This is a genomic window from Methylopila capsulata, assembly GCF_016907975.1.
GTDB classification, from domain to species: domain Bacteria; phylum Pseudomonadota; class Alphaproteobacteria; order Rhizobiales; family Methylopilaceae; genus Methylopila; species Methylopila capsulata.
The window spans coordinates 466,823-493,399 of sequence record NZ_JAFBCY010000002.1 but is presented as its reverse complement, the minus strand read 5'-3'; the positions used below and the strand labels follow the sequence as shown (position 1 = coordinate 493,399).

The following is a 26,577-nucleotide window of genomic DNA, read 5'->3' as shown; positions in this document are numbered from 1 at the left end:
TTATCCGACGAGGACCATCCCTATGACCGCACAAGTCGGCCGCATCACCCAGGTCATCGGCGCCGTCGTCGACGTCAAGTTCGACGGGCACCTGCCGGAGATCCTGAACGCTCTCGAGACGAACAACAACGGCGCCCGCCTGGTGCTTGAGGTCGCTCAGCACCTCGGCGAGTCCACGGTCCGCACGATCGCGATGGACTCGACCGAAGGTCTGGTCCGCGGTCAGGACGTGTCCGACACCGGATCGCCGATCGCGGTGCCGGTCGGCGCCGGCACGCTCGGCCGCATCCTGAACGTCATCGGCGAGCCGATCGACGAAGCGGGCCCGGTCGACGCCGAAGGCACCCGTCCGATCCACGCCCCGGCCCCCTCCTACGCCGAGCAGGCGACGGAGACGGAAGTGCTGGTCACCGGCATCAAGGTCGTCGACCTGCTCGCCCCTTACGCCAAGGGCGGCAAGGTCGGCCTGTTCGGCGGCGCGGGCGTCGGCAAGACCGTGCTGATCCAGGAACTGATCAACAACGTCGCGAAGGCGCACGGCGGCTACTCGGTGTTCGCCGGCGTCGGCGAGCGCACCCGCGAGGGCAACGACCTCTACCACGAGTTCATCGAGTCCGGCGTGAACAAGCAGGGCGGCGGCGAAGGCTCCAAGTGCGCCCTCGTGTTCGGCCAGATGAACGAGCCGCCCGGCGCCCGCGCCCGCGTCGCGCTCTCGGGCCTGACCATCGCCGAGCACTTCCGCGACCAGGGCCAGGACGTGCTGTTCTTCGTCGACAACATCTTCCGCTTCACGCAGGCGGGCTCGGAAGTGTCGGCGCTGCTCGGCCGCATCCCCTCGGCGGTGGGCTATCAGCCGACGCTCGCGACCGACATGGGCGCGTTGCAGGAGCGCATCACCACCACCACCAAGGGTTCGATCACCTCGGTGCAGGCGATCTACGTGCCCGCCGACGACCTGACCGACCCGGCGCCCGCCGCCTCCTTCGCCCATCTCGACGCCACGACGGTTCTGAACCGCTCGATCGCCGAAAAGGGCATCTACCCGGCGGTCGACCCGCTCGACTCGACCTCGCGCATTCTCTCCGCGCAGGTCATCGGCGAGGAGCACTACACCACCGCCCGCCGCGTCCAGGAGACGCTGCAGCGCTACAAGTCGCTCCAGGACATCATCGCGATCCTGGGCATGGACGAGCTGTCGGAAGAGGACAAGCTGACGGTCTCGCGCGCCCGCAAGATCGAGCGCTTCCTGTCCCAGCCGTTCCACGTCGCCGAGGTGTTCACCGGCTTCCCCGGCAAGTTCGTGGACCTGAAGGACACCATCAAGGGCTTTAAGGAGCTCGTCGAGGGCAAGCACGACAACCTCCCGGAGGCCGCCTTCTACATGGTCGGCACCATCGAGGAGGCGATCGAGAAGGCCAAGAAGCTGGCCGAAGGCGCGTAATCGCCGAAGGTCGAGGGCGCCGGTCTCTGCCCGGCGCCCGATCGAGCGCTATAATAGAGGCGACGCGCGCGTGGCGCGACGCTTCCAGGGTAGAGTTCGATGAACAGCAAAGTCCTATTCCTTCTGATCGGTCTCGTGGTCGGCGGTCTCGCCGGCTGGTTGACCCGGCCCGAGGCGGCCGAGGTCAGCTTCCTCGGCCTCAAGGTCGAGGTGCAGGGCGATCAGGCCGCCGCGCCGGGCGACAAGACGCTCACCACCGGCCAGGCGCAGCATGTTGGCGTGTGCGCCCTGATCGGCGCGCTTCTCGGGTTCGGCGTCGGCTTCATGGCCGACCGTCGCCGGGCGTGACGGACGAGAGAGAACGTTACAATGGACAGCTTCCCCTTCGAGCTCGTGTCGCCTGAGAAGCTGCTGGTCTCGGAAGAGGTCCAGCATGTGGTCGTGCCGGGCTCCGAGGGCGAGTTCGGCGTGATGGCGCACCACGCGCCGTTCATGACCACGCTGAAGCCGGGCGTCGTGAAGGTCTACAAGACCGAGGGCGGCGAGCCGGAGAAGCTGTTCGTCAAGGGCGGCTTCGCCGACGTCAACGCCAAGGGCCTGACGATCCTCGCGGACGAGGCCACGCCGCTGGCCGAGATGGGCGTCGATCGCATCGACGAACTGATCAAGGACGCCGAGGAAGACCTCGAGGACGCCTCGACCGACGACGACAAGCTGAAGGCCGAGCTGCGGCTCGTGCGCCTCAGGGAGACCAAGGCGGTCTACTTCTGAGAGCGCGACGCTTCCGACGCTTATGAACGGCCGGGCTCAGTCCCGGCCGTTTTCGTTATTGGGGCCGCGACGCCGGCCGCAAGCGCGCCGCGTCCCAGCCTCGAGCCGGGACATGAGCGGCCCTCAGGCCGCGCGGTCCTTCCCGCGTCTGGCTCCGGGCGTCACAGCCCTGAAATCTCCTGCGCATGGGCGTCGAGCCGCCGGATCGTCTCGGCCATATCGGCCTCCGTCGCCTCGGGGTGGAGCGCGCAGATCCGGAGCGCCGGTCGGCCCGCGACGCGCGTGGCGCCCACCGCGGCGAAGCCCTCGTCGAACAGACGGGCGGCGGCTCGCCGCATGGCGCCCTCGGCGGCCTTCTGCGGCAGCGCCTCAGGCGCGTAGCGAAAGGTGACGACGCCAAGCTGCGCCGGGGTCGCGACCTCCCAGCCGGGCGTGGCGCGCACCGCGCGCTCGGCAGCCTCGGCCAGCCGGAACCCATGCTCGATCGCGGCGCCGACCGCGTCGAGCCCCATCACCTGCAGCGTCAGCCAGAGCTTCAGCGCCCGCGCGGGACGGGTGAGCTCCGGACCAAGGTCCCAGAAGTCGGGTCCGTCCGATCCGGCGTCGTCGAGGTAGGCCGCCTCTATCCCGAAGCTGGCGGAGAGCCGCGCCGGATCGCGCGCCAGCAGCATGCCCGTCCCATAGGTCTGGAACAGCCACTTGTGCGCGTCCCAGGCGACGCTGTCCGCGTGCTCGATCCCGGCCAGCAGGCCGCGCTTCGCGGGGCTGAGCGCGATCGAGGCGCCGTAGGCCCCGTCGACATGGAGCCAGAGGTTCTCGCGCGCGGCGATCTCCGCGAGTTGGGGCAGGGGGTCGACCGCCCCGACGTTGGTGGACCCCGCGGTCGCGACCAGCAGGAAGGGCGTGAGGTCCGCGGCGCGATCGGCGGCGATTTGGGCCGCGAGCGCTCGCGCGTCCATCCGGAGCGCCGCGTCGACCGGCGTCACGCGGATCTGGCGGTCGAGCAGGCCGGCGATCCGAAGCGCGCGCGCGACCGAGACGTGGGATTCCGCGGAGACATAGGCCACGCCGTCGCCGCGCGTCGCAGGGGTGAGCTTGGCGTCGCGGGCGGCGACGACGGCGGCGAGGTTCGCCATGGAGCCGCCGGAGACGAACAGCCCGCCGGCGCCTTCGGGGAGGCCCAGCGCCTGGGCGAGCCACCGGATCAGCGCGCGTTCCACCGCGGCGGGCCCTTCGGCCTGCCGGCGGGCGCCGAGATGCGGATTGTGCACCGAGGTCAGCGCGTCGGCGAGCCAGGCGACGGGCGAGACGGGGCTCGGCACGAAGGCGAAGAAGCGGGGGTGGTCGGTGCGGGCGCGGGCGGCGAGCACGACGTCGCGCAGCTCGTCGGCGACCTCGCCGAGCGGCCGGCCGGCGGCGGGGACGCCGCCCGCGACGAGCCGCGCCAGCGCGTCCGGGGAGCCGGCGCCCGCGACGGGCTCCGACGCGCGGCCTGCGGCGCGGGCGAGAACGTCGGCTGCGACGCCGTCGAAGGCCTCCGACAGCGCCCGGGGGTCGAGACGGAACGGGGTGGGGCGGTCGAACATCGGGTCGGCCCCTTCAGGGCCTCGTGGGCGAGCGGAGGGTCAGATCCCGGCGCCGGCGGGCGTGGTTCCGGCTTCGCTCTGGCGGGTGCGGAACATCAGCTTGTCGACCCGCGGCCCGTCCATGTCGATCACCTCGATCGTCCAGCCGCCGATGTCGATGGTGTCGCCCTCGACCGGGATGCGGCCGAGCTCGGCGATCACAAGGCCGGCGGCGGTGTGGAACTCGCCCTGGCTGTCGGCCGGGATGTTGAAGGCGAAGGTGTCCGTCACCGAATCGAGCGAGGCGCGGCCGTCCACCATGTAGGTGCCGTCCTCGCGGCGGCGGATGTCCTTGTCCTCGGCGGTCTCGTGCTCCTCGGGGAGGGCGCCCGCGATCGCGCCCAGCACGTCGTGCGAGGTGACGATGCCCTCGAAGCCGCCGAACTCGTCCACCACGAAGGCGGTGGAGGAGGGCTGGGTCTTGAACAGCTCGAGCAGGCTGAGCGCGGAGGCGCCCTCCGGCACGTAGAGCGGATTGCGCACCTCGGAGGCGACCTCGAAGGCGCCGCCCGCGAGCAGCTTCGACAGCACGTCCTTCTTGTGCAGGATGCCGACGGGGTCGTCGATCGAGCCGTCCTTGCCCACGACGAGCCGCGAGAACGGGCTTTCCGACAGCTCGGTCTTGATGGTCTCGAGGTCGTCGGTCAGGTCGACCCAGAACACGTCGCGGCGCGGCGTCATGATGGAGCGCACGGGCCGGTCGGCGAGCCCGAGCACGCCCTCGATCATGCGCTTCTCCACCGGCTCGATCGAGCCCGCGGCGACGCCCTCGGCGATCACGCTGCGGACCTCCTCCTCGGTGACGTTGCTGCCGTCCTGCTCCTTCACGCCGAGAAGCCTGAGCACGAGGCTCGAGCTCGCGCCCAGCGCCAGCACGAAAGGCTTGCCGACCAGCGCGAGAAGCCGCAGCGGTCCCGAGCAGATCGCGGCGATGGATTCCGGGTCGGCGAGCGCGATGCGTTTCGGCACCAGCTCGCCGAAGATCAGCGAGCAGTAGCCGATGCCGAACACGACGAGGCCGGTCGAGATCGGCCGCGCGTAGGTGTCGAGCGGGGTCGAAGCCTCCAGGAAGACGGCGAGCGGGTCGGCGAGCGCGGCCTCGCCGACCACGCCGGTGAGGATCGCGATCAGCGTGATGCCGATCTGGACGGAGGAAAGGAAGCTGCCGGGATCCTCCGAAAGGATCAGCGCGCGCGCCGCGCCGGCGCTTCCCTGGTCGGCCATCATCTTGAGACGGGGGCGCCGGGCGGACACGACCGCGAGTTCCGACATGGCGAAGAAGCCGTTCAGGAGGACGAGGCCCACGAGAACGACGATTTCGAGGATTGGCATGAAGGGTCCGGGCGCTTGGCGGACGAGACGTCCGTCTGTCGCTGCGGAGTATAGAGCGCCGGGGGCCCGCCGTCATGGGCATGGAGGCCGCGTCGTCGTCGCGCCCGGTCCGCCGACGCGATCGTGACCACTTCACAGCCGCAAGGGTTCCGGCGATGATTCTGGCATGCCTGATTCGATCGCACGCCTGCACGCCGCAGTCTGCGCCGTCCGCGACGGCCGCAACGCCGGATCGCGCACGGGAAAGCTCTACCGCGAAGGCGTCCCGAAGATGGCGAAGAAGGTCGTCGAGGAGGCGGCCGAGGTCGCGATCGAGGCGGCGGCGGGCCAGCGCGAGGCCGTGGTGCGCGAAAGCGCCGACCTGCTCTACAACCTCGTGGTGCTCTGGACGGCGGTCGGCGTCGACCCGGACGACGTCTACGCCGAGATGGACCGCCGCGAACGGCTCTACGGCATCGCCCAGAAGCTGCCGAAGGGCGCGCTTCGCGCGCGCCCGAAACGCGCCGTCCGCGGCTGACCGTTCAGCGGACCGAGAACGAGACCGGGATCGTGAAGCGCTTCGACGCGCCGGGCATGTCGGCCGGCATCGGCGGGAAGTTGGCGCGTCGCACCATCGCCTGAAGCTCCGCGTCCAGCAGCTGGTGCCCGGCGCTCGAGGTCACCGAGGCGCTCACCACCGATCCGCTGCGGTTCAGCGTGAAGGTCACCTGCCCGCGGCCCGAAACCTTCTGCGAGATCAGGCTGGGCGGGTAGCGTTTCGAGGCCGCGAGCAGCGCGGCCACCTGCTTGGCGTAGGTGGAGGCCGCCGCGCTTGCGGCGGCGCCGCTGGTGCTGGACACGCCGCGCGCGCCGCCGGCGGTCTGGGGCGGCGGCGCGGCCGGCGGCTTGCGCGCCGGCCGCGCGGGCTCGGGCTTCTTCTTCGCGGGGGCCGGCTTGCGGACGACCTTGGACTCGGGCGTCTCCTCCCGGGCGGTCACCGTCTCCTCGGGCGGCAGCGCCACCGTCGGCGTCACGTCCGGCCGCGTCTCGGCGAGCTCCTGCGGCTCGGTCAGCTCCTGGACGGTCTCGGGTTCGTCCTCGGCCGTCACCGCCTCGGGATCGGGAGGCGTGGGGGTCTCCTCCGCGGTCATCTCCGGAAGCTCTTCGGTCTCCTGCTCCTCGTTGACCGTCTCCGGGGTCTCGGCGTCGGTCATCTGCGCGGCGACCTCGGGATTGGTCGCGCCGGCGGGCGGCGGCACCAGATCCATCTCGATCGCGGGCGGGGCCTGAAAGCCGGCCGGCGGCTCGGCGTCGCGCAGCAGCAGGCCCGCCGCGGCGTGGACCGCGAGCACGGCGACGCCCGCGAGCGCCCAGCGTGCGACGCCCGGCCGGTCCTGCGCGGCCGTGAGCGTCAGCGCCTCAGCGCCCGCCATCGCCCCCGACGCTTTCCAGCGCGACCAGGGCGATCTTGAGATAGCCCGCCTTGCGCATGTCGTTCATGACGTTGGTCAGTTCGCCGTAAGGCACGGTCTTGTCGGCGCGCAGGAACACGCGCTGCTCGTGGTCGCCGTTGGTGGCGCGCGCGAGCGCGTCGCCGAGGGCGCCCGCCGGCACGGTCTCGTTGCCGATGGCGAGGCTGAGGTCCGACTTCACGGTGAGATAGACCGGCTTGTCCGGCCGGGGCTGCGGCTTGGCCGTCGAGGCCGGAAGGTCGACGCCGACGTCGACGGTCGCGAGCGGCGCCGCCACCATGAAGATGATCAGCAGCACCAGCATCACGTCGATGAACGGCGTGACGTTGATCTCGCTGTTCTCGGCGAGATCGTCGCCGGACGACCCGTGGTCGAGCTTCGCGGCCATGGGGGGTTACTCCGCCGCCGCCCGCAGGCGGGAGTGGATCGCCGCGCGGTCGAGATCGCGGCTTAAGAGCCGCATCACGGCGGCGGAGGCGTCGGCCAGCAGCGCGCGGTGGGCGGAAATCGCGCGGGCGAAGACGTTGTAGATCATCACGGCCGGGATCGCGGCCACGAGGCCGATCGCGGTGGCGAGCAGCGCCTCGGCGATGCCGGGCGCGACGACCGCGAGGTTCGTGGTCTGCGCGTTCGAGATGCCGATGAACGAGTTCATGATGCCCCACACCGTGCCGAACAGGCCGACGAAGGGCGCCGTGGAGCCGATGGTCGCAAGCACGCCGGTGCCGATCGCCAGCCTGCGGCCGGCCTGGGCCTCGAGCCGCGAGAGATGCGACGCGACGCGCTCCTTGACGCCGTCCGGCGTGAGGGCGTCGGCGGAATGGGCGAGTTCGGCGTCGGCGGCCGCCACGAACGACGCGACCGAACCCCGCCGGTTGTCGAGCGCGCGGCGGGCGTCCTCCAGCGAGCGGGCGTTCGCCAGCGCCTTGAGGCCGCTCTTCACGCGGCGGCCGGCGGCGAAGACCTCGAGCGACTTCGCGAGCCACACCGTCCAGGTCACCACCGAAGCGAAGGCGAGGCCGATCATGACGCCCTTCACCACCCAGTCGGCGGCGAGGAACATGCCGACCGGCGACAGGTCGTGCGGAATGGTCGAGGGGTTCACCGCCGGCGTGCCGGGGGGGACGCCCGGACCGGGGGCAGCGGCCTCCGTCGCAGGGGCGGCGGCGTCGGGCGCGGCGGGCTGCGGCGCGGGCATGGGCTGGCCGGGATCGACCGCCTGAACCTCGTCGGCGGGCGGCAGCGTCTGGGGCGCGGCGGGGGCGGCCGGCTGCTGCTGCGGCTGCTGCGCAAGGGCTGCGGCCGGGGCGAGCGCGACGGTCAGGGCGATCGCCGCGACGAGCGCTGTCAGGCCCCTCACTTGCCGAACTCCACGTCCTTGACCTTGGAGGAGGTAGCGATCAGGCCGAGGCAGTCCGCCTCGCCGCTGCAGGCGGTGACGTCGTTCAGCAGCACGCGGCCGACGGCGTCGCAGCCCAGGTCTGTCGCCTCGAACAGCTTCACGCTGGTCTTGGACGCGCGCAGCGGACCCGCTTCCACCGCGAGCCGGCGGGCGATCACGCCCTGCTTGTCGAAGAACACGAGATCGAGTTTGAGGCTGTCCAGCGCCTTCTCGGCCTCGTTCTTGATGACCATGGAGACCCGACAGGCGTTGTCGCGCGGCTCGAGCCGGTTGAGCTCGACCGACACCGTCGGCGCGGCGGAGGCCGCTTGCGCGACGCCGAGGGTCGCCGCGGCGACGAAAATCGTCCGTAGGGACGCGGCGCGCCCAAAACCGATCAGCGACAACGTCTGACCTCCCAACACTGCTTAATGAATGCGACGTCTGGCGGAATAAGCCGAGCGTGCGGCCACTTCAAGACAGGCCGCATCAATTGATAACTGTTCCAATTTCAGGGAAAGGCCGACCATTCGACTTATGTTGTCGGCGATCGCGGCTCCGGAGAGGAGGCTGATCGGAATACCGCGCGCCGGATCGGATCACGCTCGGGCGATGAATCAAGCGGTCGTTCGGACCGGATCGTCCGCGCCGCAGGGGAGCGTTGCGCGGACGTCGCTCATGTCGAGCGGAGCGACTCTAGCCGCCGTAGCTCTGCACCAGGCTGCCCGCGACCAGGCTCCAGCCATCGACCAGCACGAAGAAGATCAGCTTGAACGGCAGCGAGACGATGGCCGGCGGCAGCATCATCATGCCCATGGACATGAGCACCGAGGCGACGACGAGGTCGATCACCAGGAAGGGGACGAACAGCAGGAAGCCGATTTCGAAGGCCCGCCGCAGCTCCGAGATCATGAAGGACGGGATCAACACCCGAAGGGAGACCGCCTCCGGCCCCTCCGGCGCAGGCTCGCGCGAGAGGTCCTGGAACAGCCGCAGGTCCTTCTCGCGCACGTGGGCCAGCATGAAGGTCCGGAACGGCGCGACGCCGCGCTGGAAGGCCGTGGCGTCGTCGATCTGGCCGGCGAGGCGGGGCACGACCGCCTGATCGTAGGCCGTCTGGAAGGTCGGCGCCATGACGAAGGCGGTGAGGAACAGCGCCAGCGCGGTCACCACCGTGTTGGGCGGCGCGGTCTGCGTGCCGATTGCGGTGCGCAGCAGCGACAGCACGACGACGATCCGGGTGAAGCAGGTCACCATCACCAGGATCGACGGCGCGAGGCTGAGGACCGTGATGAGGGCGACGAGTTGCAGCGCGCGCTCGCTGACGCCGCCGCCCTGGCCGAGGTCGAGCGTGATCGCCTGCGCCGCGGCGGGCCCTGCGGCGAGCGCCGTCAGCGCTGCGGCGATCCCCGCCGCGCGGCGAAGGCGCCGCGCCCTGGCGGGCGGGATCACCGGCGTCGGCCGGGACGCGGCACGGGCGTCGCCGCCGGCGTCAGGACTTGGGCTTCGCGCCGAGGTCGCGGCCGAGCAGGCTCGCCATCTCCGCCTCGAGCGCGGCAAGCGGGTCTTCGTCCTTGGCGGGCTTCGGCGCCGCCGGAGCCGCGGGCGTCTCCGGCTTCACGTTCAGCGTCGGCGCCTGGCCCATGGCGCCCGGGAACGGCTTCGCCGGAGCGGGCTTAGGAGCCTCGACCGAGACGTTCGCCGCGGGCTTCGGCGCAGGCGCCAGCGTCACCTCCGGCGCGGCGCCGGTGCGAGGCCGCTCGATCTTCGGTTCCGGCGCGGAGCCGCCCGAAGGCTCGTCCTTGGAGGCGCGGGCGGCGAGCCGGGCGGCGATCCGCGCCTCCCGGCCGGAAAGCTCTTCGGCGCCGTTCGGCTCGGCCGGCGGGGAGGCCGGAGCAGCAGGGGCGGGGGCAGGGGCCGGAGTAGGAGCGGAGGCCGGCGCAGCCGGCGCGGCGACCGGCGTGACGGGGCGCTTCAGCGCTGCGGCGAGCCGGTCCGCCAGCTCGCTGGAGCGGGCTTCGCGCGGGGCCGGTCCGGACGCGATCGGCTGGGGCGCCGGGCGAACCGGGCCGGGGACCACGGGCTGGGGACCCGCGGGCGCCGCCGAGGCGGGCTGGGGTGCGGCGGGCTGGGGCGCTGCGGGCCTGACGGCTACGGGCGTCGGAACCGGCTGAGGCCGGGCCGGCTCGGGCGCGACGGGCCTTGCGGGCGCGACCGGCTCGGGCTTCGGAGCCTCGGCCTTCGCCGCGTCGGTCCGCGGCGTTTCGGACGCGGGACGCCCGATCGGCTGAACGACGGCGGCGGGGCCGGCCGCCGGCCGCACGGCGGGAGCGGCGTCGCGAACGGGCTGAATCGCGGGCGCCTCGACGCGGGGCGGCTCGGGGCGCGTGGGCTCGGGGCCCCGCACGGGCTGGGTCTGCGGGCGCTCGGCGGCCACGACGGGGGCGGGACGCGGCGGAACCGGCTGGCCCTGGGCGGGCGTCGGCTGGGGCGGGGTCGTTCGGGTCGGGGGCGCGTCGAACGACGGCTCGCGCTGGGCGTTCGGGCCGCCGGGCGAGCGCAGGATGCCGCTCTCGACCACGACGTCGTTCGGACCGCCGATGAGGACGAGATGCTCGACGTTGTCGCGGCGCACGATCACCAGGCGGCGACGGCCGTCGACCGCCAGCACGTCCAGGACGCCGAGGCGCGGCTGGCGCGAGCGACCGCTCGCCGACATGCCGCTGAGCCGTTTTCCGCCCAGGCGGCGGATCAGCCAGGTCACGATCAGGAGCAGCAGGATGAAGCCCGCAAAGAACAGGACAAATTTGATGGGCGTCGGAACGTCGAAGCCGAAAAGCTGATCGAACACGCGGGTCTACCTCGGTCTCAGTAAGCCAGTCGGGGCGGCGCGCCCGTGAGTTCGCGCGCAACGGCGGCCAGACTGGAACACAAGCCCGCGACGAACGCACCCCTCATAGACAAAGTCACGCTGAAGGTGAATGGAAACTTAACGCCGTTAACAGTCCATTAACCATGCAAGCGGCATTTTTTGCCGGGCGGACGCGCATTTCGCGACCCTGGGATGGCCCAGGCCGCCGCCGCGAGCGGGAAACGGACCGTGACGACGAGCGTCGAGCCGCCGCTGATGGCGGCGCTGAAGACCAAGATGCGGTGGCACGAGGCGCGCCAGGCCGTGCTTGCGGAAAACGTCACAAACGCCTCGACCGTGGGATATCAGGCCCACGACCTCCGCCCGGTCGAAGCCGAGGAGGGCGGCGTCGGCCTCGCCCGCACCGCGCAGGGGCACATGACGCTGGCCTCCAGCGCCGGCGTCGACCGCGACGAGAGCCGCTCGACCTTCGAGCGCACGCCGGACGGCAACTCCGTCGTGCTCGAAGAGCAGATGATCAAGGCCGCCCAGAACCAGATGGACCACCAGATGGCGGCGACCCTCTACGCCAAGAGCCTCGGCCTGCTGCGCACCGCGCTCGGCAGGGGCTGAGCGCCTTTCAGGGAAGCCGCCGGATGGACCTCAACCGCGCGATCGGCGTCGCCGCCTCCGGCCTCAAGGCCCAGGCCGGCCGCATGCGGATCATCGCCGAAAACCTCGCCAACGCGGACTCTGTCGCCTCGACGACCGGGACCGAGCCCTACCGCCGCAAGCTCCCGACCATGCGGCCGGAGTTCGACCGCGAGCTCGACGCCCAGGTCGTGGCGCTCGGCCGGGTGGAGCGCGACCGCTCGGAGTTCAAGGTTCGGCACGAGCCGGGCAACCCGCTGGCCGACGCCGCCGGCAACGTGCGCCTGCCCAACGTCGATCCGCTGATCGAGCAGATGGACATGCGGGAAGCCCAGCGGAACTACGAGGCGAACCTCAACATGGTGGGCTCCGCCCGCCGCATGATCGCCCGCACCCTCGACATCCTGCGCGCCTGACGCCCGGAGCCTAGACGCCCATGACCTCGCCCCTCGCCGCCGCCAACGCCTACTCCAGCCTGTCCGGGATCATCGCCGGAGGGGCGCCGGTCCGCCCCGGCGCGGGAGCGGACGCCAACGCCTTCGGCGACCTGCTGGAGAAGTCCCTTAGCGGCTTCGCCCAGCAGGGCCGGGAAACCGACGCCAAGGCGATGCAGGCGGTGCAGGGCCGCGGCGACGTGGTCGACGTGGTGACCGCCGTCGCCGAGAGCGAACTCGCCCTCCAGACTCTCGTCAGCGTCCGCGACAAGGTGATCGCGGCCTACGACGAAGTCATGCGCATGCCGATCTGACGGCCGCGGCAGGACATCAATCCCATGACCAGCGCCGAAGTGCTCGACGTCGCCCGCGACGCCCTCTGGACCATCCTGAAGGTCGGCGGCCCGCTGATGGCCGTGACGCTCATCGTCGGCGTCGCGGTGTCGCTGGTGCAGGCGCTGACCCAGATTCAGGAGATGACGCTGGTCTTCGTGCCGAAGATACTGGCGCTGTTCGGCGCGATGATTCTGGCGCTGCCCTTCATGGGCGACGCCCTCGCCGGGCACATGGCGCGGCTCGCGGGACGCATCGCCTCCGGCGGTTGACGACGCCGGCCCCGAGACCTTGAGACCATGACGATCGAGCTCCTGCCGGCGAACGTCGCGGCCTTCATCCTGATCCTCGCCCGGGTCGGCGCGCTGGTGATGCTTATGCCGGCGCTCGGCGAGGAGAACGTCTCGGCCCGGTTTCGGCTCACCATCGCGGCGCTGCTCGCCTTCGTGTTCTGGCCTTTCGCGCGGCCGCTCTACGACATCCGGCCCGACGACCCGTTGAACCTGCTGCTGCTGCTCGCCTCCGAGATCGCGGTCGGCCTGGTGCTCGGCGTCACCGCGCGCTTCGTGATGTCGTCGCTGTCGACCGCCGGCTTCATCATTGCGAACCAGCTCGGCCTGGGCTTCGTGACCACCGTCGATCCGACGCAGGGCCAGCAGGGCGTGGTGGTCGGCACCTTCCTGACGCTGGTCGGCGTCGCGCTGATCTTCGCCACCGACCTGCACCATCTCGCGATCGGCGCCATCGCCGGCAGCTACGACGCGTTCCGGCCGGGCGTGCTGCCCCAGACCGGCGACGCGGCGAAGCTCGCGATCGACGCCGCCGCCGGCGCCTTCAGGATCGGCGTGCAGCTCTCGGCGCCCTTCCTCGTCTTCGGCCTGGTGTTCAACCTCGGGCTCGGCGTGCTGTCGCGTCTGATGCCGCAGCTGCAGGTGTTCTTCATCGCGACGCCGCTGACGCTGATCGCGGGCTTCGCGCTGCTCGCGCTCGTGGTGGGCGTGCTGATGAGCGTGTTCCTCGGCGACGTCGGCGAGACGCTGCGCCGGCTGTCGGGCGGCTGAGGGCCGGGCGATGGCGGAGAGCGAGGGCGGCGAACGCACCGAAGAGCCGACGCGCAAGAAGCTCGAGGACGCGCTGAAGCGCGGCGACGTCGCCAAGAGCCAGGAGATCAACGTCTGGTTCAGCCTCGCCGCGGCGACGCTCGCGATCTCGATCTTCGGCGACGGCGCGGCGGCCAGCCTGACGGGCACGCTCACGCACTTCATCTCCGAGCCGCACCGCTACGCGGTCGACGGCGTCTCGCTGACGACCATGGCCGGCGGCCTGGGCCTCGCCGTCGCCGCGGCGCTCGCGCTGCCCATGCTGTGCCTGATGCTCGCCGCGATCGCCGGCAACATGGTGCAGCACAGCCTGGTGTTCACCGCCGAGACGCTGGTCCCGAAGTTCTCGAAGATCTCGCCGATGGCCGGCGCGAAGCGGCTGTTCTCGGCCGAAAGCCTCGTCAACTTCGTGAAGGGCCTGCTGAAGCTCGCGATCGTCGGCGCGGTGATCTGGTCGGTGATCTGGCCCGAGCGCGCCAAGGTCTCGGCGCTGATCGCGGGCGATCCCGCGGGCCTGCTCGTCGTGCTGAAGAGTCTGTCGCTCAACGTGCTGGTGTCGGCCGTCGCGGTCTTCGCGCTGATCGCGCTCGGCGACTACATGTGGCAGCGCTGGCGCTGGCGCGAGCGCCTGATGATGACGAAGCAGGAGGTCCGCGACGAGCACAAGCAGCAGGAGGGCGACCCGCACATCAAGGCGCGGATCCGCCAGCTCCGCATGCAGCGCTCCCGCAAGCGCATGATCGCGCAGGTGCCGACGGCCACCGTGGTGATCGCCAACCCGACCCACTACGCGGTGGCGCTCCGGTACGAGACCGGCATGGCCGCGCCGCTCTGCGTGGCGAAGGGCGTCGACGCGCTCGCGCGGCGCATCCGCAAGATCGCCGAGGAGGCCGGCGTCGAGGTTGTGGAGAACCCGCCGCTCGCGCGCTCGCTGCACGCCGCGATCGAGGTCGACAAGGAGATTCCCTCCGAGCACTACAAGGCCGTCGCCGAGGTCATCGGCTTCGTCCTGCGCAAGCGGGGGCGGCGGTGAGGCCTGACGCCAGACTTCGGCTCGTCTTGCAACCGACGCCCGCCGCCGTCATCGTCGCGCGAACGTCGGACGCCGTGCGAATCGACGGCGCGCCGGTCGCCCAGTCCCGTCCGCGCGAGGTTCCATGAGCAGTCTCGCCGAAGGAAGCCCGATGTCCGCCGAACCCCCGATCGACCGCAGCGGCCGCTCGGGCTCCGTCGGGCTCGTGGTGCTGCTCGCCGCGGCGCTCGTGGGCGCGGCGCTCGCGCTGTCGTTCCTCAACGGCGAGGCCGCGCAGCCCTGGATCCTCGCGCTGCTCGCTGGGCTCTCGGTCATCGGCGTGTTCGCGCTGTTCGCGGGCGCCGTCGGCCTGATCCAGTTCGCGAGCCGCGGCGGCCGCGACGACCTCGGCGGCGCCATCGCCGCGACCAGCGACGAAGGCGTGCTGGTGACCGACAGCGGCGGCCGCATCGTGTTCGCGAACGAGGCCTATCTCGACCTCACCCGCGCCGACGGCCCCGCGGGGGCGCGCACCGTGGAGCGCGTGTTCGCCGGCAACGCCGACGTGGCGGAGGCGATCTACCGGCTGTCGCAGGCCGCCCGCGGCGGCAAGCGCGCCTCCGAGGAGGCCCGCGTCACCCTGCCGGACGGGCGCGGCGCGTGGTTCCGCATCGGCGTGCGGCCGGTGGAGCGCAAGGGCGGCCGCGGCGTCGAGACGATCTGGACGCTCGACGACGTGACGCGCGAGCGTGAGCGCCACGAGAACGTGTTCCAGGAGCTGCAGCACGCGGTCGACTTCCTCGACCACGCGCCGGCCGGCTTCTTCGCCGCCCGCGGCGACGGAGCGATCGTCTACATGAACGCGACGCTCGCGGGCTGGCTCGACCAGGACCTGACGCAGGTCGGCGCCGGCGCCCTGACGCTGGGCGACGTGCTGGCCGGCGACGGCGCGGCGCTGGTCGCCGCCGTGCCGCCGAAACCCGGCGCGATCGCGACCGAAATCATCGACGTCGATCTCAAGACCCGCGGCGGGCGCTCGCTGCCGGCCCGGCTGCTGCACGCGGTCGCCTGGGCCGTCGACGGCACGCCCGGCGCCTCGCGCACGCTGGTGCTCGACAGGGGGCCCGGCGCCGACGTCTCGGAGCCGCTGCGCGCGGCCGAGGTGCGGTTCGCGCGGTTCTTCAACAACACGCCGCTCGCCATCGCCACGGTCGACGCGCGCGGCGGCGTGGAGCGCACCAACGCCCCCTTCGCCAAACTCTTCGGCGAGCGCCTGAAGGACGCCTCCGGCGACCGCTCGATCTACGCCGGCCTCGCCGGCGAGCGCGACCGCGCGGCGCTCGAGGCGGCGATCGCGGCCGCGGCCGGCGGCGCGGGCGACGTCGCCCCCGTCGACGTGACCCTGCCGGGCGACGGCGGCCGCTCCGCCCGCCTGTTCGTGACGCGGGTGGACGACGCCGAGGGCGGCGAGGCCGCCGTGGTCTACGCGCTCGACACCACGGACCAGCGCGCGCTGGAGGCCCAGTTCGCCCAGAGCCAGAAGATGCAGGCGGTCGGCCAGCTCGCCGGCGGCGTGGCGCACGACTTCAATAACGTGCTGACCGCGATCATCGGCTACTCCGACCTGCTGCTCGCGAACCACCGGCCGACCGACCCGTCCTTCCAGGACATCATGCAGATCAAGCAGAACGCGAACCGGGCCGCGAGCCTCGTCCGCCAGCTGCTGGCCTTCTCCCGCCGCCAGACCCTGCGGCCGCAGGTGATCGTTCTGGGCGACGTGCTGGCGGAGCTGCGCATGCTGCTCGGCCGGCTGGTGGGCGAGAAGGTGAAGCTCGAGCTCGTGCACGGCCGCGACCTGTGGCCGGTGAAGGCGGACCTGAACCAGTTCGAGCAGGTGATCATCAACCTCGTGGTCAACGCCCGCGACGCGATGGTGGACGGCGGCACCGTGACGATCCGCACCCGCAACGTCACCGCGGCCGAGGTCTCGGCCTTCGGGCACCGCGGGCTGCCGCCGGCGGACTACGTGATGATCGACGTGGACGACACCGGCTCGGGCATCCCGGAAGAGATCCTCGACAAGATCTTCGAGCCGTTCTTCTCGACCAAGGAGGTCGGCAAGGGCACGGGGCTCGGGCTCTCCACCGTCTACGGCATCGTCAAGCAGACCGACGGCTACGTCTTCGCGCTGTCGGAGCCCGGCGAGGGCGCGACCTTCCGCATCTTCCTGCCGCGGCACGTCGCGACCGAGGTGGAGGAGGCCAAGCCCGCCGCGATCGCCGCGGCGCCGCAGGACATGACGGGCCGCGGAACCGTGCTGCTGGTGGAGGACGAGGACGCGGTGCGCGCCTTCGGCGCCCGCGCGCTGGCCTCGCGCGGCTACGACGTCATCGAGGCGCGCTCCGGCGTCGAGGCGCTGGAGCAGATGGAGAAGCACGGCAGCGCGGTCGAGCTCGTGGTCTCCGACGTCGTCATGCCGGAGATGGACGGGCCCTCGCTGCTGCGCGAGCTGCGCAAGAAGCAGCCGGACCTGAAGATCATCTTCGTCTCCGGCTACGCCGAGGACGCCTTCAAGAAGAACCTGCCCGACGGCGAATCGTTCGCCTTCCTGCCGAAGCCGTTCACGCTGAAGCAGCTCGTGCAGGCCGTGAAGGACACGATGGGCGCCTGAGGGCGCTTCATCGGCCGCCCGCGCTCAAGATCATGGGGTTCCGGCCGGCCGCGGCACAAGATGTTCCTATTGCGTTCTGAGAACAAAGAAAGTACGAAAGGCTTCGTTGAAGGCCCGCCGCGGGCCGTGCCATAAGGAGCCAGAGCGATGTCGCAATCCGCACTCCGCCTCGTCGAAGGAAGCTCCATGGACAGGACAAAGGCGCTCGACGCCGCTCTCGCGCAGATCGACCGCGCGTTCGGCAAGGGGTCGATCATGCGCCTTGGGGCGGGCCAGGCGATCGCCGAGATCGAGGTGGTTTCGACCGGTTCGCTCGGGCTCGACATCGCGCTCGGCGTCGGCGGCCTGCCGCGCGGCCGGGTGATCGAGATCTTCGGGCCGGAAAGCTCCGGCAAGACCACGCTCGCGCTCCACACCATCGCGGAATCCCAGAAGTCCGGCGGCGTCTGCGCCTTCGTGGACGCCGAGCACGCGCTCGATCCAGTCTACGCCCGCAAGCTCGGCGTGAACCTGCAGGACCTGCTGATCTCCCAGCCGGACACCGGCGAGCAGGCGCTCGAGATCGCCGACACGCTGGTGCGCTCCGGCGCGGTCGACGTGCTGGTGGTCGACTCGGTCGCGGCGCTGACGCCGCGCGCCGAGCTCGAGGGCGAGATGGGCGACGTGCAGCCCGGCCTCCAGGCCCGCCTGATGAGCCAGGCGCTGCGCAAGCTCACCGGCTCGATCTCCAAGTCCAAGACCATGGTGATCTTCATCAACCAGATCCGGATGAAGATCGGCGTGATGTACGGTAGCCCGGAGACCACCACGGGCGGCAACGCGCTCAAGTTCTACGCCTCCGTCCGCCTCGACATCCGCCGCATCGGCGCGATCAAGGAGCGCGACGAGGTCGTCGGCAACCAGACCCGCGTCAAGGTCGTGAAGAACAAGGTCGCGCCGCCGTTCAAGCAGGTCGAGTTCGACATCATGTACGGCGAGGGCGTCTCCAAGGTCGGCGAGCTGATCGACCTCGGCGTCAAGGCCGGGATCGTCGAGAAGTCGGGCGCCTGGTACTCGTTCGACAGCCAGCGCCTCGGCCAGGGCCGCGAGAACGCGAAGTCCTTCCTCAAGGAAAACGTCGAGATCGCGGGGCGGATCGAGTCCGCCGTGCGCCAGAGCGCGGGCGTGCTCGCCGAGAAGATCCTGGACCAGGTCGATCCCAACGACCCCGAGCTTGACGCTGACTGAGAGCGGCGGCCGCGCCCGGGCGACGCCGCGGCGCGGCCTTTCTGGACAGGCGCGCGACGCCGCGCTTAATGTGCCGCCGCGCCCCGCAGCCCGATGGTCCCGCGACCTCGCCGCATGACGGGGCGCCGGCCGTTTTCCGGCCGCCTGTCCCGAACGCGAACGGCGAGCACCTCCGAAATCCCATGAGCGGCGTCAACGAGATCCGGAAGACCTTCCTCGACTATTTCGCGGGGGAAGGCCACGCGGCCGTCGCCTCCGGGCCGCTGGTGCCGCGGAACGACCCGACGCTCATGTTCACGAGCGCCGGCATGGTTCAGTTCAAGAACCTGTTCACCGGCCTCGAGCGCCGGGACTACGCCCGCGCCACCACGGCGCAGAAATGCCTGCGCGCCGGCGGCAAGCACAACGACCTCGACAACGTCGGCTACACCGCGCGCCACCACACCTTCTTCGAAATGCTCGGGAACTTCTCGTTCGGCGACTATTTCAAGGAGCGCGCGATCGAGCTCGCCTGGAACCTCGTCACCAAGACCTTCGACCTGCCGAAGGACCGGCTGCTGGTCACCGTCTACATCGACGACGACGAGGCGCACGGGCTCTGGAAGAAGATCGCCGGCTTCTCCGACGACCGCATCATCCGCATCGCCTCGTCCGACAACTTCTGGGCGGCCGGCGACACCGGGCCCTGCGGTCCGTGCTCGGAGATCTTCTTCGATCAGGGCGACAAACTGTTCGGCGGCCCTCCCGGCAGCGCGGACGAGGACGGCGACCGGTTCCTGGAGTTCTGGAACCTGGTGTTCATGCAGTACGACCAGGTCGCGCCGGGCGAGCGCCGCCCGCTGCCGCGGCCGTCGATCGACACCGGCATGGGCCTCGAGCGCATCTCCGCGATCCTCCAGGGCGTGCCGTCGAACTACGAGATCGACCTCTTCCGCGCGCTGATCGACGCCTCCGTCGAGGCGACCGGGGTCGCCGCCGAGGGCGAGGCGCGGGCGAGCCATCGCGTCATCTCCGACCACCTGCGCGCCGCGAGCTTCCTGGTCGCGGAGGGCGTGCTGCCCTCGAACGAGGGGCGCGGCTACGTGCTCCGCCGCATCATGCGCCGCGCCATGCGCCACGCGCAGCTGCTCGGCGCCGAGCAGCCGCTGCTGTGGCGGCTGGTGCCGACGCTGACCCGCGAGATGGGCGCCGCCTATCCGGAGCTGGTGCGCGCGGAAAGCCTGATCACGGAGACGCTGCAGCTCGAGGAGGTGCGCTTCCGCACCACGCTGGCGCGCGGCCTGGGCCTGCTCGATGAGGCCGCGGCCGACCTCGCCTCCGGCGACAGCCTCGCCGGCGAGACCGCGTTCAAGCTTTACGACACCTACGGCTTCCCGCTCGATCTCACCCAGGACGCGCTGCGCGCCCGCGGCGTCTCCGTCGACGTCGACGGCTTCAACGCCGCCATGGCGCGCCAGAAGGCCGAGGCCCGCGCGGCCTGGTCGGGGTCCGGGGAGGCTGCGACCGAGACCATCTGGTTCGGGATCCGCGACCGCGTCGGCGCGACCGAGTTCCTCGGCTACGGCGCCGAGCAGGCCGAAGGCTCCGTGGTCGCCCTGCTCAGGGACGGCCGGGAGGTCGAGCGCCTCGCCGCGGGCGAGAGCGGTTTCCTGATCGCGAACCAGACGCCGTTCTACGGCGAGAGCGGCGGCCAGGTCGGCGACGCTGGCGTCCTGACGGCGACCGGGGTCGAGGTCGTGGTGTCCGACGTCCAGAAGAAGCTAGGCGACCTGTTCGTGCACGCGGTCGAGGTCGAGTCCGGCGCGGTCGCGATCGGCGACGCGCTGACCTTCACGGTCGACCACGCCCGCCGCCGGCGCATCCGCGGCAACCACTCGGCCACCCATCTGCTGCACGAGGCGCTGCGTCTCACGCTCGGCGACCACGTCGCGCAGAAGGGCTCGCTCGTCGCGCCGGACCGCCTGCGCTTCGACTTCAGCCACACCAAGCCGATCGGCGACGCCGAGCTTGAGCGCATCGAGGCGATCGCGAACGCGATCGCGCTGCAGAACGACCCGGTCGTCACCCGCGTGATGGGGATCGAGGAGGCGCGCGCCTCCGGCGCCCGCGCGCTGTTCGGCGAGAAGTACGGCGACGAGGTCCGCGTCGTCTCCATGGGGCGCGCGGACGACGGCAAGCCCTATTCGATCGAGCTCTGCGGCGGCACCCATGTCGGCGCCACCGGCGAGATCGGCGCGATCACCATCGTCGGCGAAAGCGGCGTTGCGGCCGGAGTCCGCCGCCTCGAAGCGCTGACCGGCGAGGCCGCGCGGCTGCATTTCGAGGCGCAGAACGGCCGGGTCGCTGATCTCGCGGCGCTGCTGAAGGCGCCCGAGGCCGAGGTGGTCACCCGGGTCGAGGCGCTCATCGAGGAGCGCAAGCGCCTGGAGCGCGAGCTCGTCGACGCGCGCAAGAAGCTCGCCATGGGCGGCGGCGGCGCAGGGGCGGGCGACGCGGTCCGCGAGGTCGCCGGCGTCAAGCTGTTCGCCCGCACGGTCGAGGGCATCGAGATGAAGGACCTCAAGGGTCTCGTCGACGAGGCCAAGAAGTCGATCGGCTCGGGCGTCGCGGCCATCGTCGGCGTCACCTCGGAGGGCAAGGCCGGCGTGGTCGTCGGCGTCACTCCGGATCTGGTGCCGCGGTTCAGCGCGGTCGACCTCGTCCGCGTCGCGTCGGCGGCGCTTGGCGGCTCCGGCGGCGGCGGGCGGCCGGACATGGCGCAGGCCGGCGGTCCGGACGGCGCGAAGGCCGGCGAGGCGCTCGACGCCGTCGCCGCGCGGCTCGCTGCGGCGTGAGCCCCGCCGGCGGGGTCTCGGTCCGCCGCGGCGGACTTGAGGACGTCGCCACGGTCCACGCGCTGGTGAGCGGCGCGTTCGGCGAGGTGGGGCCTGTGGAGCCGCCGCTCTCGGCGTTGCGGGAAACCGTCGACACCCTCGCGGCGCGGCTCGAGGATGAGGAGTTCCTGCTGATCGCGGAGGCGGACGGCGCGGTGGTCGGCTGCGCCTTCTGCGCGCCCCAGGACGACGCTGTCTATCTCGGACGGGTGGCGGTCGACGCCTCGGCGCGCGGCCGCGGCGTGTGCCGCGCGCTGGTCGGCGAGGCGGAAGCTTTGGCGCGCGAGTTCGCGCGCGTCCGGCTGACCCTGAAGGTGCGGGCCTCCATGCCGCAGAACATCGACGTGTTCCGGCGTCTCGGCTTCGCCATCACGGCGGAGGCCCGGCACGAGGGCTACGACCGCACGACCTACTATGTGCTGGAGAAGCCGCTGGGCTGAGCGGCGGCGACGAGGTCGGCGTGGCTCAGCGCGTCGACCACGCCAGAACAGCGCGCGGATCCCGGCGTGGAGCCCGGACCCGCGCCAGCCGAGAGCCTCAGCCTTCGCCGAAGACGCGGGCGAAGGTCTGGTCCACCGCCTTGAAGTGGTAGCCGAGGTCGAAGGCGTCCTCGAGTTCGGCGTCGCCGAGGTAACCGCGCACGTCCGCGTCGGCCTTCAGCAGCGTGAGGAAGTCGCCCTCGCCGCGCCACACCGGCATGGCGTTGCGCTGGACCAGGCGATAGGCGTCCTCGCGGCTCGCTCCCTTCTGCGTCAGCGCCAGCAGCACGCGCTGGGAGTGCACCAGGCCGCCGAGACGGTCGAGGTTGCCCTGCATGCGCTCGGGGTAGACCAGGAGGTTCTCGATCACGCCGGCCATGCGGTTGAGCGCGAAGTCCAGTGTCACCGTCGCGTCCGGGCCGATCATGCGCTCGACCGAGGAGTGCGAGATGTCGCGCTCGTGCCAGAGCGCGACGTTCTCCATGGCGGGCAGGGCGTAGGCGCGCACCATGCGGGCGAGGCCGGTGATGTTCTCGGTCAGCACCGGGTTGCGCTTGTGCGGCATGGCGGAGGAGCCCTTCTGGCCGGGCGAGAAGAACTCCTCGGCCTCCAGCACCTCCGTCCGCTGCAGGTGGCGCACCTCGATCGCGAGCCGCTCCATGGAGGAGGCGACGACGCCGAGCACCGCGAAGAACATGGCGTGCCGGTCGCGCGGGATGACCTGGGTCGAGACCGGCTCCACGGCGAGGCCGAGCTTCTCCGCGACGTGGGCTTCGACCGCCGGGTCGATGTTCGCGAAGGTGCCGACGGCGCCGGAGATGGCGCAGGTCGCGATCTCCTTGCGGGCGGCGACAAGGCGCTCGCGGGCGCGTTCGAACTCCACGTAGAAGCCAGCGAGCTTCAGCCCGAAGGTGGTCGGCTCGGCGTGGATGCCGTGGCTGCGGCCGATGGTCGGCGTGTGCTTGTGCTCAAAGGCGCGGACTTTAAGCGCCGCCAGCAGGCGGTCGACGTCGGCGATCAGCAGGTCGCTGGCGCGCGCCAGCTGCACGCTGAGGCAGGTGTCGAGCACGTCCGACGAGGTCATGCCCTGGTGCACGAAGCGCGCGTCGGGGCCGACGAACTCGGCGAGGTGGGTCAGGAAGGCGATGACGTCGTGCTTGGTCTCGCGCTCGATCTCGTCGATGCGGGCCACGTCGAAGACGGCCGCGCCGCCCTTCTCCCAGATGGTCTTCGCCGCCTCCTTCGGGATCACGCCGAGCTCCGCCAGCGCGTCGCAGGCGTGCGCCTCGATCTCGAACCAGATGCGGAACCGGGTCTCGGGCGACCAGATGTCGGCCATCTGGGGGCGGGAGTAGCGGGGGATCATGGGCGTTCAGGCCTCCGGGCGTCGGACGGCGCTGCCTTAGCACATCCCGGCCGCGCGTCACGCGTTTCCCGCTGTCGCGCTCAGTCCTCGGCGAGAGGTTTCAACACCGTCCGCTTGCGGCCCTCCGGCCCCGGCCGCCCTTCGACCAGCGCCGAGACGACTCCGTGCAGGGTCTGGAGGTCCTGCTTGGTCGGCTCCATGCGCTGGATCATGTTGCGGAGGTTGATCACCATCGAGGCGGTCTTGGATGGCGAGCGGAAGAAGCCGGCCTCGCGCAGCTCGCCTTCGATGTGCGCGAACAGCGCCACCAGTTCGGCGTGGCTGCCGGGTGGCGACCTGGTGGGCATCTCGAACGGCGCGGCGCCGCCGGTCGCGGCCTTGAACCACTCGTAGCCGACAAGCAGCACGGCCTGGGAGAGGTTGAGGCTGGCGTAGGCAGGGTTCACCGGGAAGGTCATCACGCGGGCCGCGAGCGCGACCTCCTCGTTCTCGAGCCCGTTGCGCTCGCGTCCGAACATCACGCCGGCGCGGCCGCCGCCGCCGACATGGGCCGCGAGCCGGGCCGCGGCCTCCGGCGGGGTGTCGACCGGCTTCGCCTGGCCGCGTTCGCGCGCGGTGGTCGCGATCACGAGGTCGAGGTCGGCGAGGGCGTCCTCCAGCCGCTCGAAATGGACGGCGGCGTCCAGCAGGTAGTCCGCGCCGGCCGCAAACGCGCGCGCGGAGGGGTCGTCGGTGGTCCCCGGCGCGTCGACGATCCGAAGCTCCGCCAGTCCGAAGTTCGCCATGGCGCGCGCGACCGAGCCCACGTTCTGGGCGAGCTGCGGAGCCACGAGGATAATCGCCGGCCCCGAGGGCAGCGCTGCGGCGAGGGCTGATTTGGTGTGGTCGGTTCCGGCCATGGCGTCACATGCGGTTCAGGCGAGGGCGTCGCCTTAGCACGACGGCGCCGGGTTTGCGCGCGAACTCAATCCCGCCCGTCGTCGAACGCGGCGAAGGCGAGCGCCGCCAGCGGGATCAGCGCGCCGGCGATCGCGACGGCCGGCCAGCCCCATGTCGTCATCAGGGGACTGACGAGGGCCGAGCCGGCGGCGCCGCCCAGGAACAGCATGGCGACGTAGAGTCCGTTCAGCCGGCCGCGCGCGGTCTCGTCCAGGCCGTAGATGGCGCGCTGGCCGAGCAGCATGTTGATCTGAACGCCGACGTCCACGACGACGGCGCCGAACAGCAGGGCCGCGACGCCGCCCCAGCCGTCGAGGCCGGCGACCGCGAAGCCGATGGCGGCGATGACGAGCGCGGCGAGGGTGCCGGGCCGCGTCAGGCCGGCGTCGGCGAGCCTGCCGGCCCAGGGCGCGACCAGCGCGCCGGCCGCGCCCGCCAGAGCGAACAGGCCGATCCAGCTGTGCGACCAGCCATAGGTCTCGGAAAGGCGCATGGGGACCGCGGTCCAGAACAGGCTGAACACGGCGAACATCGCGGCTTGGTAGGCGGCGCGCCGGCGCAGCACGCGGTGGCGCTTCAGCAGCGTCAGCATGGAGCCGAGAAAGGCGCCGTAGGACATGCCTCCCTGCGGCGCGCGCGACGGCACATAGGCGCGCAGCGTGACGGCGATCACCACCATCAACCCCGCGGAGATCCCAAACACCGCGCGCCAGCCCGCGACATCCGCCAGCACGCTCGCGACGGGACGGGCAAGCAGGATGCCGAGCAGCAGGCCGCTCATCACCGTTCCGACCGTCTGGCCCCGGGTTTCCGCAGGGGCCGCGTTCGCCACGATCGGCAGCAGCATCTGCGCTGCGGTGGAGGCGACGCCGATGGCGAAGGAGGCGGCGAAAAACGCCGCGCCGGAAGGGGCGAGGGCGGTCGCGGCGAGCGCGAGCGCGGCGGCGCCGAGCGTCAGCGTGAGCAGCCGGCGGGTCTCAGTGAGGTCGACCAGCGGCGCGAGCAGGATGAGCCCCACGCCGTAGCCGATCTGGGTGAGCGACACCACGCCGCTCGCAGCGGAGGGCGCCAGCGCGAGGTCGCGGGCGATCAGGTCCACCAGCGGCTGCGCGTAGTAGAGATTGGCGACGATCGCGCCGCAGGCGACGGCCGCGAACAGCACGAGCTTCTGGTCGACCGCAGGCGCGGCGCCGTCGGCCGTTTCGGCGACGTTCGTCATGACGCTCTCCTCAGGGGGCAGGCGCGCAGTTCTAGCGTTCGCAGGTGCGAAAGCCATGCGCGTTTCCCGTGAGGCTCCCTTGCGTTTCAGCGGCGTCGCCGCCTTCCGCAGCGCGGCCGGCGATGGTAGATGTCCGGCGACCCGCCGCTGCGCCAAAGCGCCGCGCCTCACTGCGAAAGGCTGTCCGCCCATGTCGAAGATCAAGGTCGCCAACCCCGTCGTCGAGCTCGACGGCGATGAGATGACGCGGATCATTTGGCAGTACATCAAGGACAAGCTGATCCACCCCTACCTCGACCTCGACCTGCACTACTACGACCTCGGCGTGGAGCACCGCGACGCCACCGAGGACAAGGTGACGGTCGACGCCGCCGAGGCGATCAAGAAGCACGGCGTCGGCGTGAAGTGCGCCACGATCACCCCCGACGAGCAGCGCGTCGAGGAGTTCAAGCTCAAGAAGATGTGGCGCTCGCCGAACGGCACGATCCGCAACATCCTGGGCGGCGTGATCTTCCGCGAGCCGATCATCTGCAAGAACGTGCCGCGGCTGGTGCCGGGCTGGACGCAGCCGATCGTCGTCGGCCGCCACGCCTTCGGCGACCAGTACCGCGCGACCGATTTCAAGTTCCCGGGCAAGGGCAAGCTGACGATCAAGTTCGTCGGCGAGGACGGCCAGACCATCGAGCACGAGGTGTTCGACGCGCCGGGCGCCGGCGTCGCGATGGCGATGTACAACCTCGACGACTCGATCCGCGACTTCGCCCGCGCCTCGCTGAACTACGGCCTCAACCGCGGCTTCCCCGTGTACCTCTCCACCAAGAACACGATCCTCAAGGCCTACGACGGGCGTTTCAAGGACATCTTCCAGGAGATCTACGAGGCCGAGTTCAAGGACCAGTTCGCCGCCAAGAAGATCTGGTACGAGCACCGCCTGATCGACGACATGGTGGCCTCGGCGCTGAAGTGGTCCGGCGGCTATGTCTGGGCCTGCAAGAACTACGACGGCGACGTGCAGTCCGACACGGTGGCGCAGGGCTTCGGCTCGCTCGGCCTGATGACCTCGGTGCTCACGACGCCCGACGGCCGGGTCATGGAGGCGGAAGCCGCCCACGGCACCGTCACCCGCCATTACCGCGAGCATCAGAAGGGCAAGGCGACGTCCACGAATTCGATCGCCTCGATCTTCGCCTGGACCCGCGGCCTCGGCCATCGCGCCAAGCTCGACGACAACGCCGAGCTGAAGCGCTTCGCCGAGACGCTGGAGAAGGTCTGCGTCGACACCGTCGAGAGCGGCTTCATGACGAAGGACCTGGCCCTGCTCGTGGGCGACCAGCAGAAATGGCTCACGACGACGGGCTTCCTCGACAAGATCGACGCCAATCTGCAGAAGGCGATGGCCTGAACGTCAGGCGCTCCGCGCA

26 protein-coding genes are annotated in these 26,577 nt (G+C 71.1%); 15 read left to right on the top strand and 11 right to left on the bottom strand.

Annotated features, from left to right (window positions below; genetic code table 11):
- Positions 1 to 22 precede the first annotated feature (22 nt).
- From atpD to JOD31_RS08015, 3 genes are all read left to right on the top strand, one after another.
- Positions 23 to 1,441: a F0F1 ATP synthase subunit beta gene (atpD, locus tag JOD31_RS08025; RefSeq protein ID WP_204949798.1), complete on the top strand. Its 1,419-nt coding sequence runs from the start codon at positions 23 to 25 to the stop codon at positions 1,439 to 1,441.
- A gap of 99 nt (positions 1,442 to 1,540) precedes the next feature.
- Complete coding sequence (locus JOD31_RS08020; protein WP_204949796.1) at positions 1,541 to 1,789, top strand: hypothetical protein; 249 nt, start codon at positions 1,541 to 1,543, stop codon at positions 1,787 to 1,789.
- Between the two features lie 21 nt (positions 1,790 to 1,810).
- A complete protein-coding gene (locus JOD31_RS08015) occupies positions 1,811 to 2,212 on the top strand; it encodes a F0F1 ATP synthase subunit epsilon (protein WP_204949794.1) in 402 nt (133 codons plus the stop codon).
- Between the two features lie 161 nt (positions 2,213 to 2,373).
- On the opposite strand, the gene JOD31_RS08010 is transcribed toward JOD31_RS08015, so the two are convergent.
- Both JOD31_RS08010 and JOD31_RS08005 read right to left on the bottom strand, forming a co-directional pair.
- A complete protein-coding gene (locus JOD31_RS08010; RefSeq protein ID WP_204949793.1) occupies positions 2,374 to 3,798 on the bottom strand; it encodes a pyridoxal phosphate-dependent decarboxylase family protein in 1,425 nt (474 codons plus the stop codon).
- Positions 3,799 to 3,837: 39 nt separating this feature from the next.
- Entirely contained in the window at positions 3,838 to 5,169 is a 1,332-nt protein-coding gene (locus JOD31_RS08005; protein WP_204949792.1) for a hemolysin family protein, read from the bottom strand.
- Positions 5,170 to 5,335: 166 nt separating this feature from the next.
- Between JOD31_RS08005 and hisE the strand changes: the two genes are divergently transcribed.
- Positions 5,336 to 5,686 carry a phosphoribosyl-ATP diphosphatase gene (gene hisE / locus JOD31_RS08000; protein WP_204949790.1) on the top strand — a complete coding sequence of 117 codons (351 nt, stop codon included), beginning with the start codon at positions 5,336 to 5,338 and terminating at the stop codon, positions 5,684 to 5,686.
- Positions 5,687 to 5,690: 4 nt separating this feature from the next.
- On the opposite strand, the gene JOD31_RS07995 is transcribed toward hisE, so the two are convergent.
- The 6 genes from JOD31_RS07995 to JOD31_RS07970 all read right to left on the bottom strand — a co-directional run bounded on the left by JOD31_RS07995 (position 5,691) and on the right by JOD31_RS07970 (position 10,852).
- The gene (locus tag JOD31_RS07995) at positions 5,691 to 6,581 is read right to left on the bottom strand and encodes a TonB family protein (RefSeq protein WP_204949789.1); all 891 of its coding nucleotides are present in this window, start codon (positions 6,579 to 6,581) and stop codon (positions 5,691 to 5,693) included.
- Positions 6,568 to 7,008 carry a TonB system transport protein ExbD gene (gene exbD / locus JOD31_RS07990; protein ID WP_204949787.1) on the bottom strand — a complete coding sequence of 147 codons (441 nt, stop codon included), beginning with the start codon at positions 7,006 to 7,008 and terminating at the stop codon, positions 6,568 to 6,570. The genes JOD31_RS07995 and exbD overlap by 14 nt, the downstream gene beginning before the upstream one ends.
- Before the next feature lie 6 nt (positions 7,009 to 7,014).
- Positions 7,015 to 7,944, bottom strand: coding sequence for a tonB-system energizer ExbB (gene exbB / locus JOD31_RS07985; protein WP_428980906.1), 930 nt, complete (start codon positions 7,942 to 7,944; stop codon positions 7,015 to 7,017).
- A 32-nt stretch (positions 7,945 to 7,976) separates the two neighbouring features.
- The gene (locus JOD31_RS07980) at positions 7,977 to 8,408 is read right to left on the bottom strand and encodes a hypothetical protein (protein ID WP_204949783.1); all 432 of its coding nucleotides are present in this window, start codon (positions 8,406 to 8,408) and stop codon (positions 7,977 to 7,979) included.
- Positions 8,409 to 8,697: 289 nt separating this feature from the next.
- Complete coding sequence (gene fliP, locus JOD31_RS07975; RefSeq protein ID WP_204949781.1) at positions 8,698 to 9,453, bottom strand: flagellar type III secretion system pore protein FliP; 756 nt, start codon at positions 9,451 to 9,453, stop codon at positions 8,698 to 8,700.
- Between the two features lie 40 nt (positions 9,454 to 9,493).
- Positions 9,494 to 10,852 carry a flagellar biosynthetic protein FliO gene (locus tag JOD31_RS07970; RefSeq protein ID WP_204949779.1) on the bottom strand — a complete coding sequence of 453 codons (1,359 nt, stop codon included), beginning with the start codon at positions 10,850 to 10,852 and terminating at the stop codon, positions 9,494 to 9,496.
- Between the two features lie 249 nt (positions 10,853 to 11,101).
- Here JOD31_RS07970 and JOD31_RS07965 point away from each other — a divergent pair, with 249 nt between their 5' ends.
- The 10 genes from JOD31_RS07965 to JOD31_RS07920 all read left to right on the top strand — a co-directional run bounded on the left by JOD31_RS07965 (position 11,102) and on the right by JOD31_RS07920 (position 21,593).
- Positions 11,102 to 11,485: a flagellar basal-body rod protein FlgB gene (locus JOD31_RS07965; protein ID WP_309299039.1), complete on the top strand. Its 384-nt coding sequence runs from the start codon at positions 11,102 to 11,104 to the stop codon at positions 11,483 to 11,485.
- A gap of 23 nt (positions 11,486 to 11,508) precedes the next feature.
- Entirely contained in the window at positions 11,509 to 11,919 is a 411-nt protein-coding gene (gene flgC / locus JOD31_RS07960) for a flagellar basal body rod protein FlgC (RefSeq protein WP_204949775.1), read from the top strand.
- Between the two features lie 20 nt (positions 11,920 to 11,939).
- Complete coding sequence (gene fliE, locus JOD31_RS07955; RefSeq protein WP_204949774.1) at positions 11,940 to 12,251, top strand: flagellar hook-basal body complex protein FliE; 312 nt, start codon at positions 11,940 to 11,942, stop codon at positions 12,249 to 12,251.
- Between the two features lie 24 nt (positions 12,252 to 12,275).
- The gene (gene fliQ / locus JOD31_RS07950; protein ID WP_204949772.1) at positions 12,276 to 12,542 is read left to right on the top strand and encodes a flagellar biosynthesis protein FliQ; all 267 of its coding nucleotides are present in this window, start codon (positions 12,276 to 12,278) and stop codon (positions 12,540 to 12,542) included.
- 27 nt (positions 12,543 to 12,569) lie between these two features.
- Positions 12,570 to 13,331: a flagellar biosynthetic protein FliR gene (gene fliR / locus JOD31_RS07945; RefSeq protein WP_204949771.1), complete on the top strand. Its 762-nt coding sequence runs from the start codon at positions 12,570 to 12,572 to the stop codon at positions 13,329 to 13,331.
- A gap of 10 nt (positions 13,332 to 13,341) precedes the next feature.
- Positions 13,342 to 14,403 carry a flagellar biosynthesis protein FlhB gene (flhB, locus tag JOD31_RS07940; RefSeq protein ID WP_204949770.1) on the top strand — a complete coding sequence of 354 codons (1,062 nt, stop codon included), beginning with the start codon at positions 13,342 to 13,344 and terminating at the stop codon, positions 14,401 to 14,403.
- A gap of 124 nt (positions 14,404 to 14,527) precedes the next feature.
- Positions 14,528 to 17,053, top strand: a complete 2,526-nt coding sequence (gene cckA / locus JOD31_RS07935) for a cell cycle histidine kinase CckA (protein WP_204949769.1) — start codon at positions 14,528 to 14,530, stop codon at positions 17,051 to 17,053.
- A 147-nt stretch (positions 17,054 to 17,200) separates the two neighbouring features.
- The gene (gene recA, locus JOD31_RS07930; RefSeq protein ID WP_204949767.1) at positions 17,201 to 18,280 is read left to right on the top strand and encodes a recombinase RecA; all 1,080 of its coding nucleotides are present in this window, start codon (positions 17,201 to 17,203) and stop codon (positions 18,278 to 18,280) included.
- Positions 18,281 to 18,462: 182 nt separating this feature from the next.
- On the top strand, positions 18,463 to 21,114 hold the full coding sequence (gene alaS, locus JOD31_RS07925; protein ID WP_204949765.1) for an alanine--tRNA ligase: 2,652 nt from the start codon (positions 18,463 to 18,465) through the stop codon (positions 21,112 to 21,114).
- The gene (locus JOD31_RS07920) at positions 21,111 to 21,593 is read left to right on the top strand and encodes a GNAT family N-acetyltransferase (RefSeq protein ID WP_204949763.1); all 483 of its coding nucleotides are present in this window, start codon (positions 21,111 to 21,113) and stop codon (positions 21,591 to 21,593) included. Before alaS ends, JOD31_RS07920 begins: the two co-directional genes overlap by 4 nt.
- Before the next feature lie 97 nt (positions 21,594 to 21,690).
- Here JOD31_RS07920 and purB read toward each other — a convergent pair whose 3' ends face one another.
- The 3 genes from purB to JOD31_RS07905 form a co-directional block, all read right to left on the bottom strand.
- The gene (gene purB / locus JOD31_RS07915) at positions 21,691 to 22,998 is read right to left on the bottom strand and encodes an adenylosuccinate lyase (protein WP_204949762.1); all 1,308 of its coding nucleotides are present in this window, start codon (positions 22,996 to 22,998) and stop codon (positions 21,691 to 21,693) included.
- A gap of 80 nt (positions 22,999 to 23,078) precedes the next feature.
- Entirely contained in the window at positions 23,079 to 23,897 is an 819-nt protein-coding gene (locus tag JOD31_RS07910) for an RNA methyltransferase (protein ID WP_204949761.1), read from the bottom strand.
- Between the two features lie 65 nt (positions 23,898 to 23,962).
- A complete protein-coding gene (locus JOD31_RS07905) occupies positions 23,963 to 25,156 on the bottom strand; it encodes an MFS transporter (RefSeq protein ID WP_204949759.1) in 1,194 nt (397 codons plus the stop codon).
- A gap of 190 nt (positions 25,157 to 25,346) precedes the next feature.
- On the opposite strand from JOD31_RS07905, the gene JOD31_RS07900 reads away from it, so the two are divergent.
- Entirely contained in the window at positions 25,347 to 26,558 is a 1,212-nt protein-coding gene (locus JOD31_RS07900; RefSeq protein ID WP_204949757.1) for an NADP-dependent isocitrate dehydrogenase, read from the top strand.
- Positions 26,559 to 26,577: the final 19 nt, after the last annotated feature.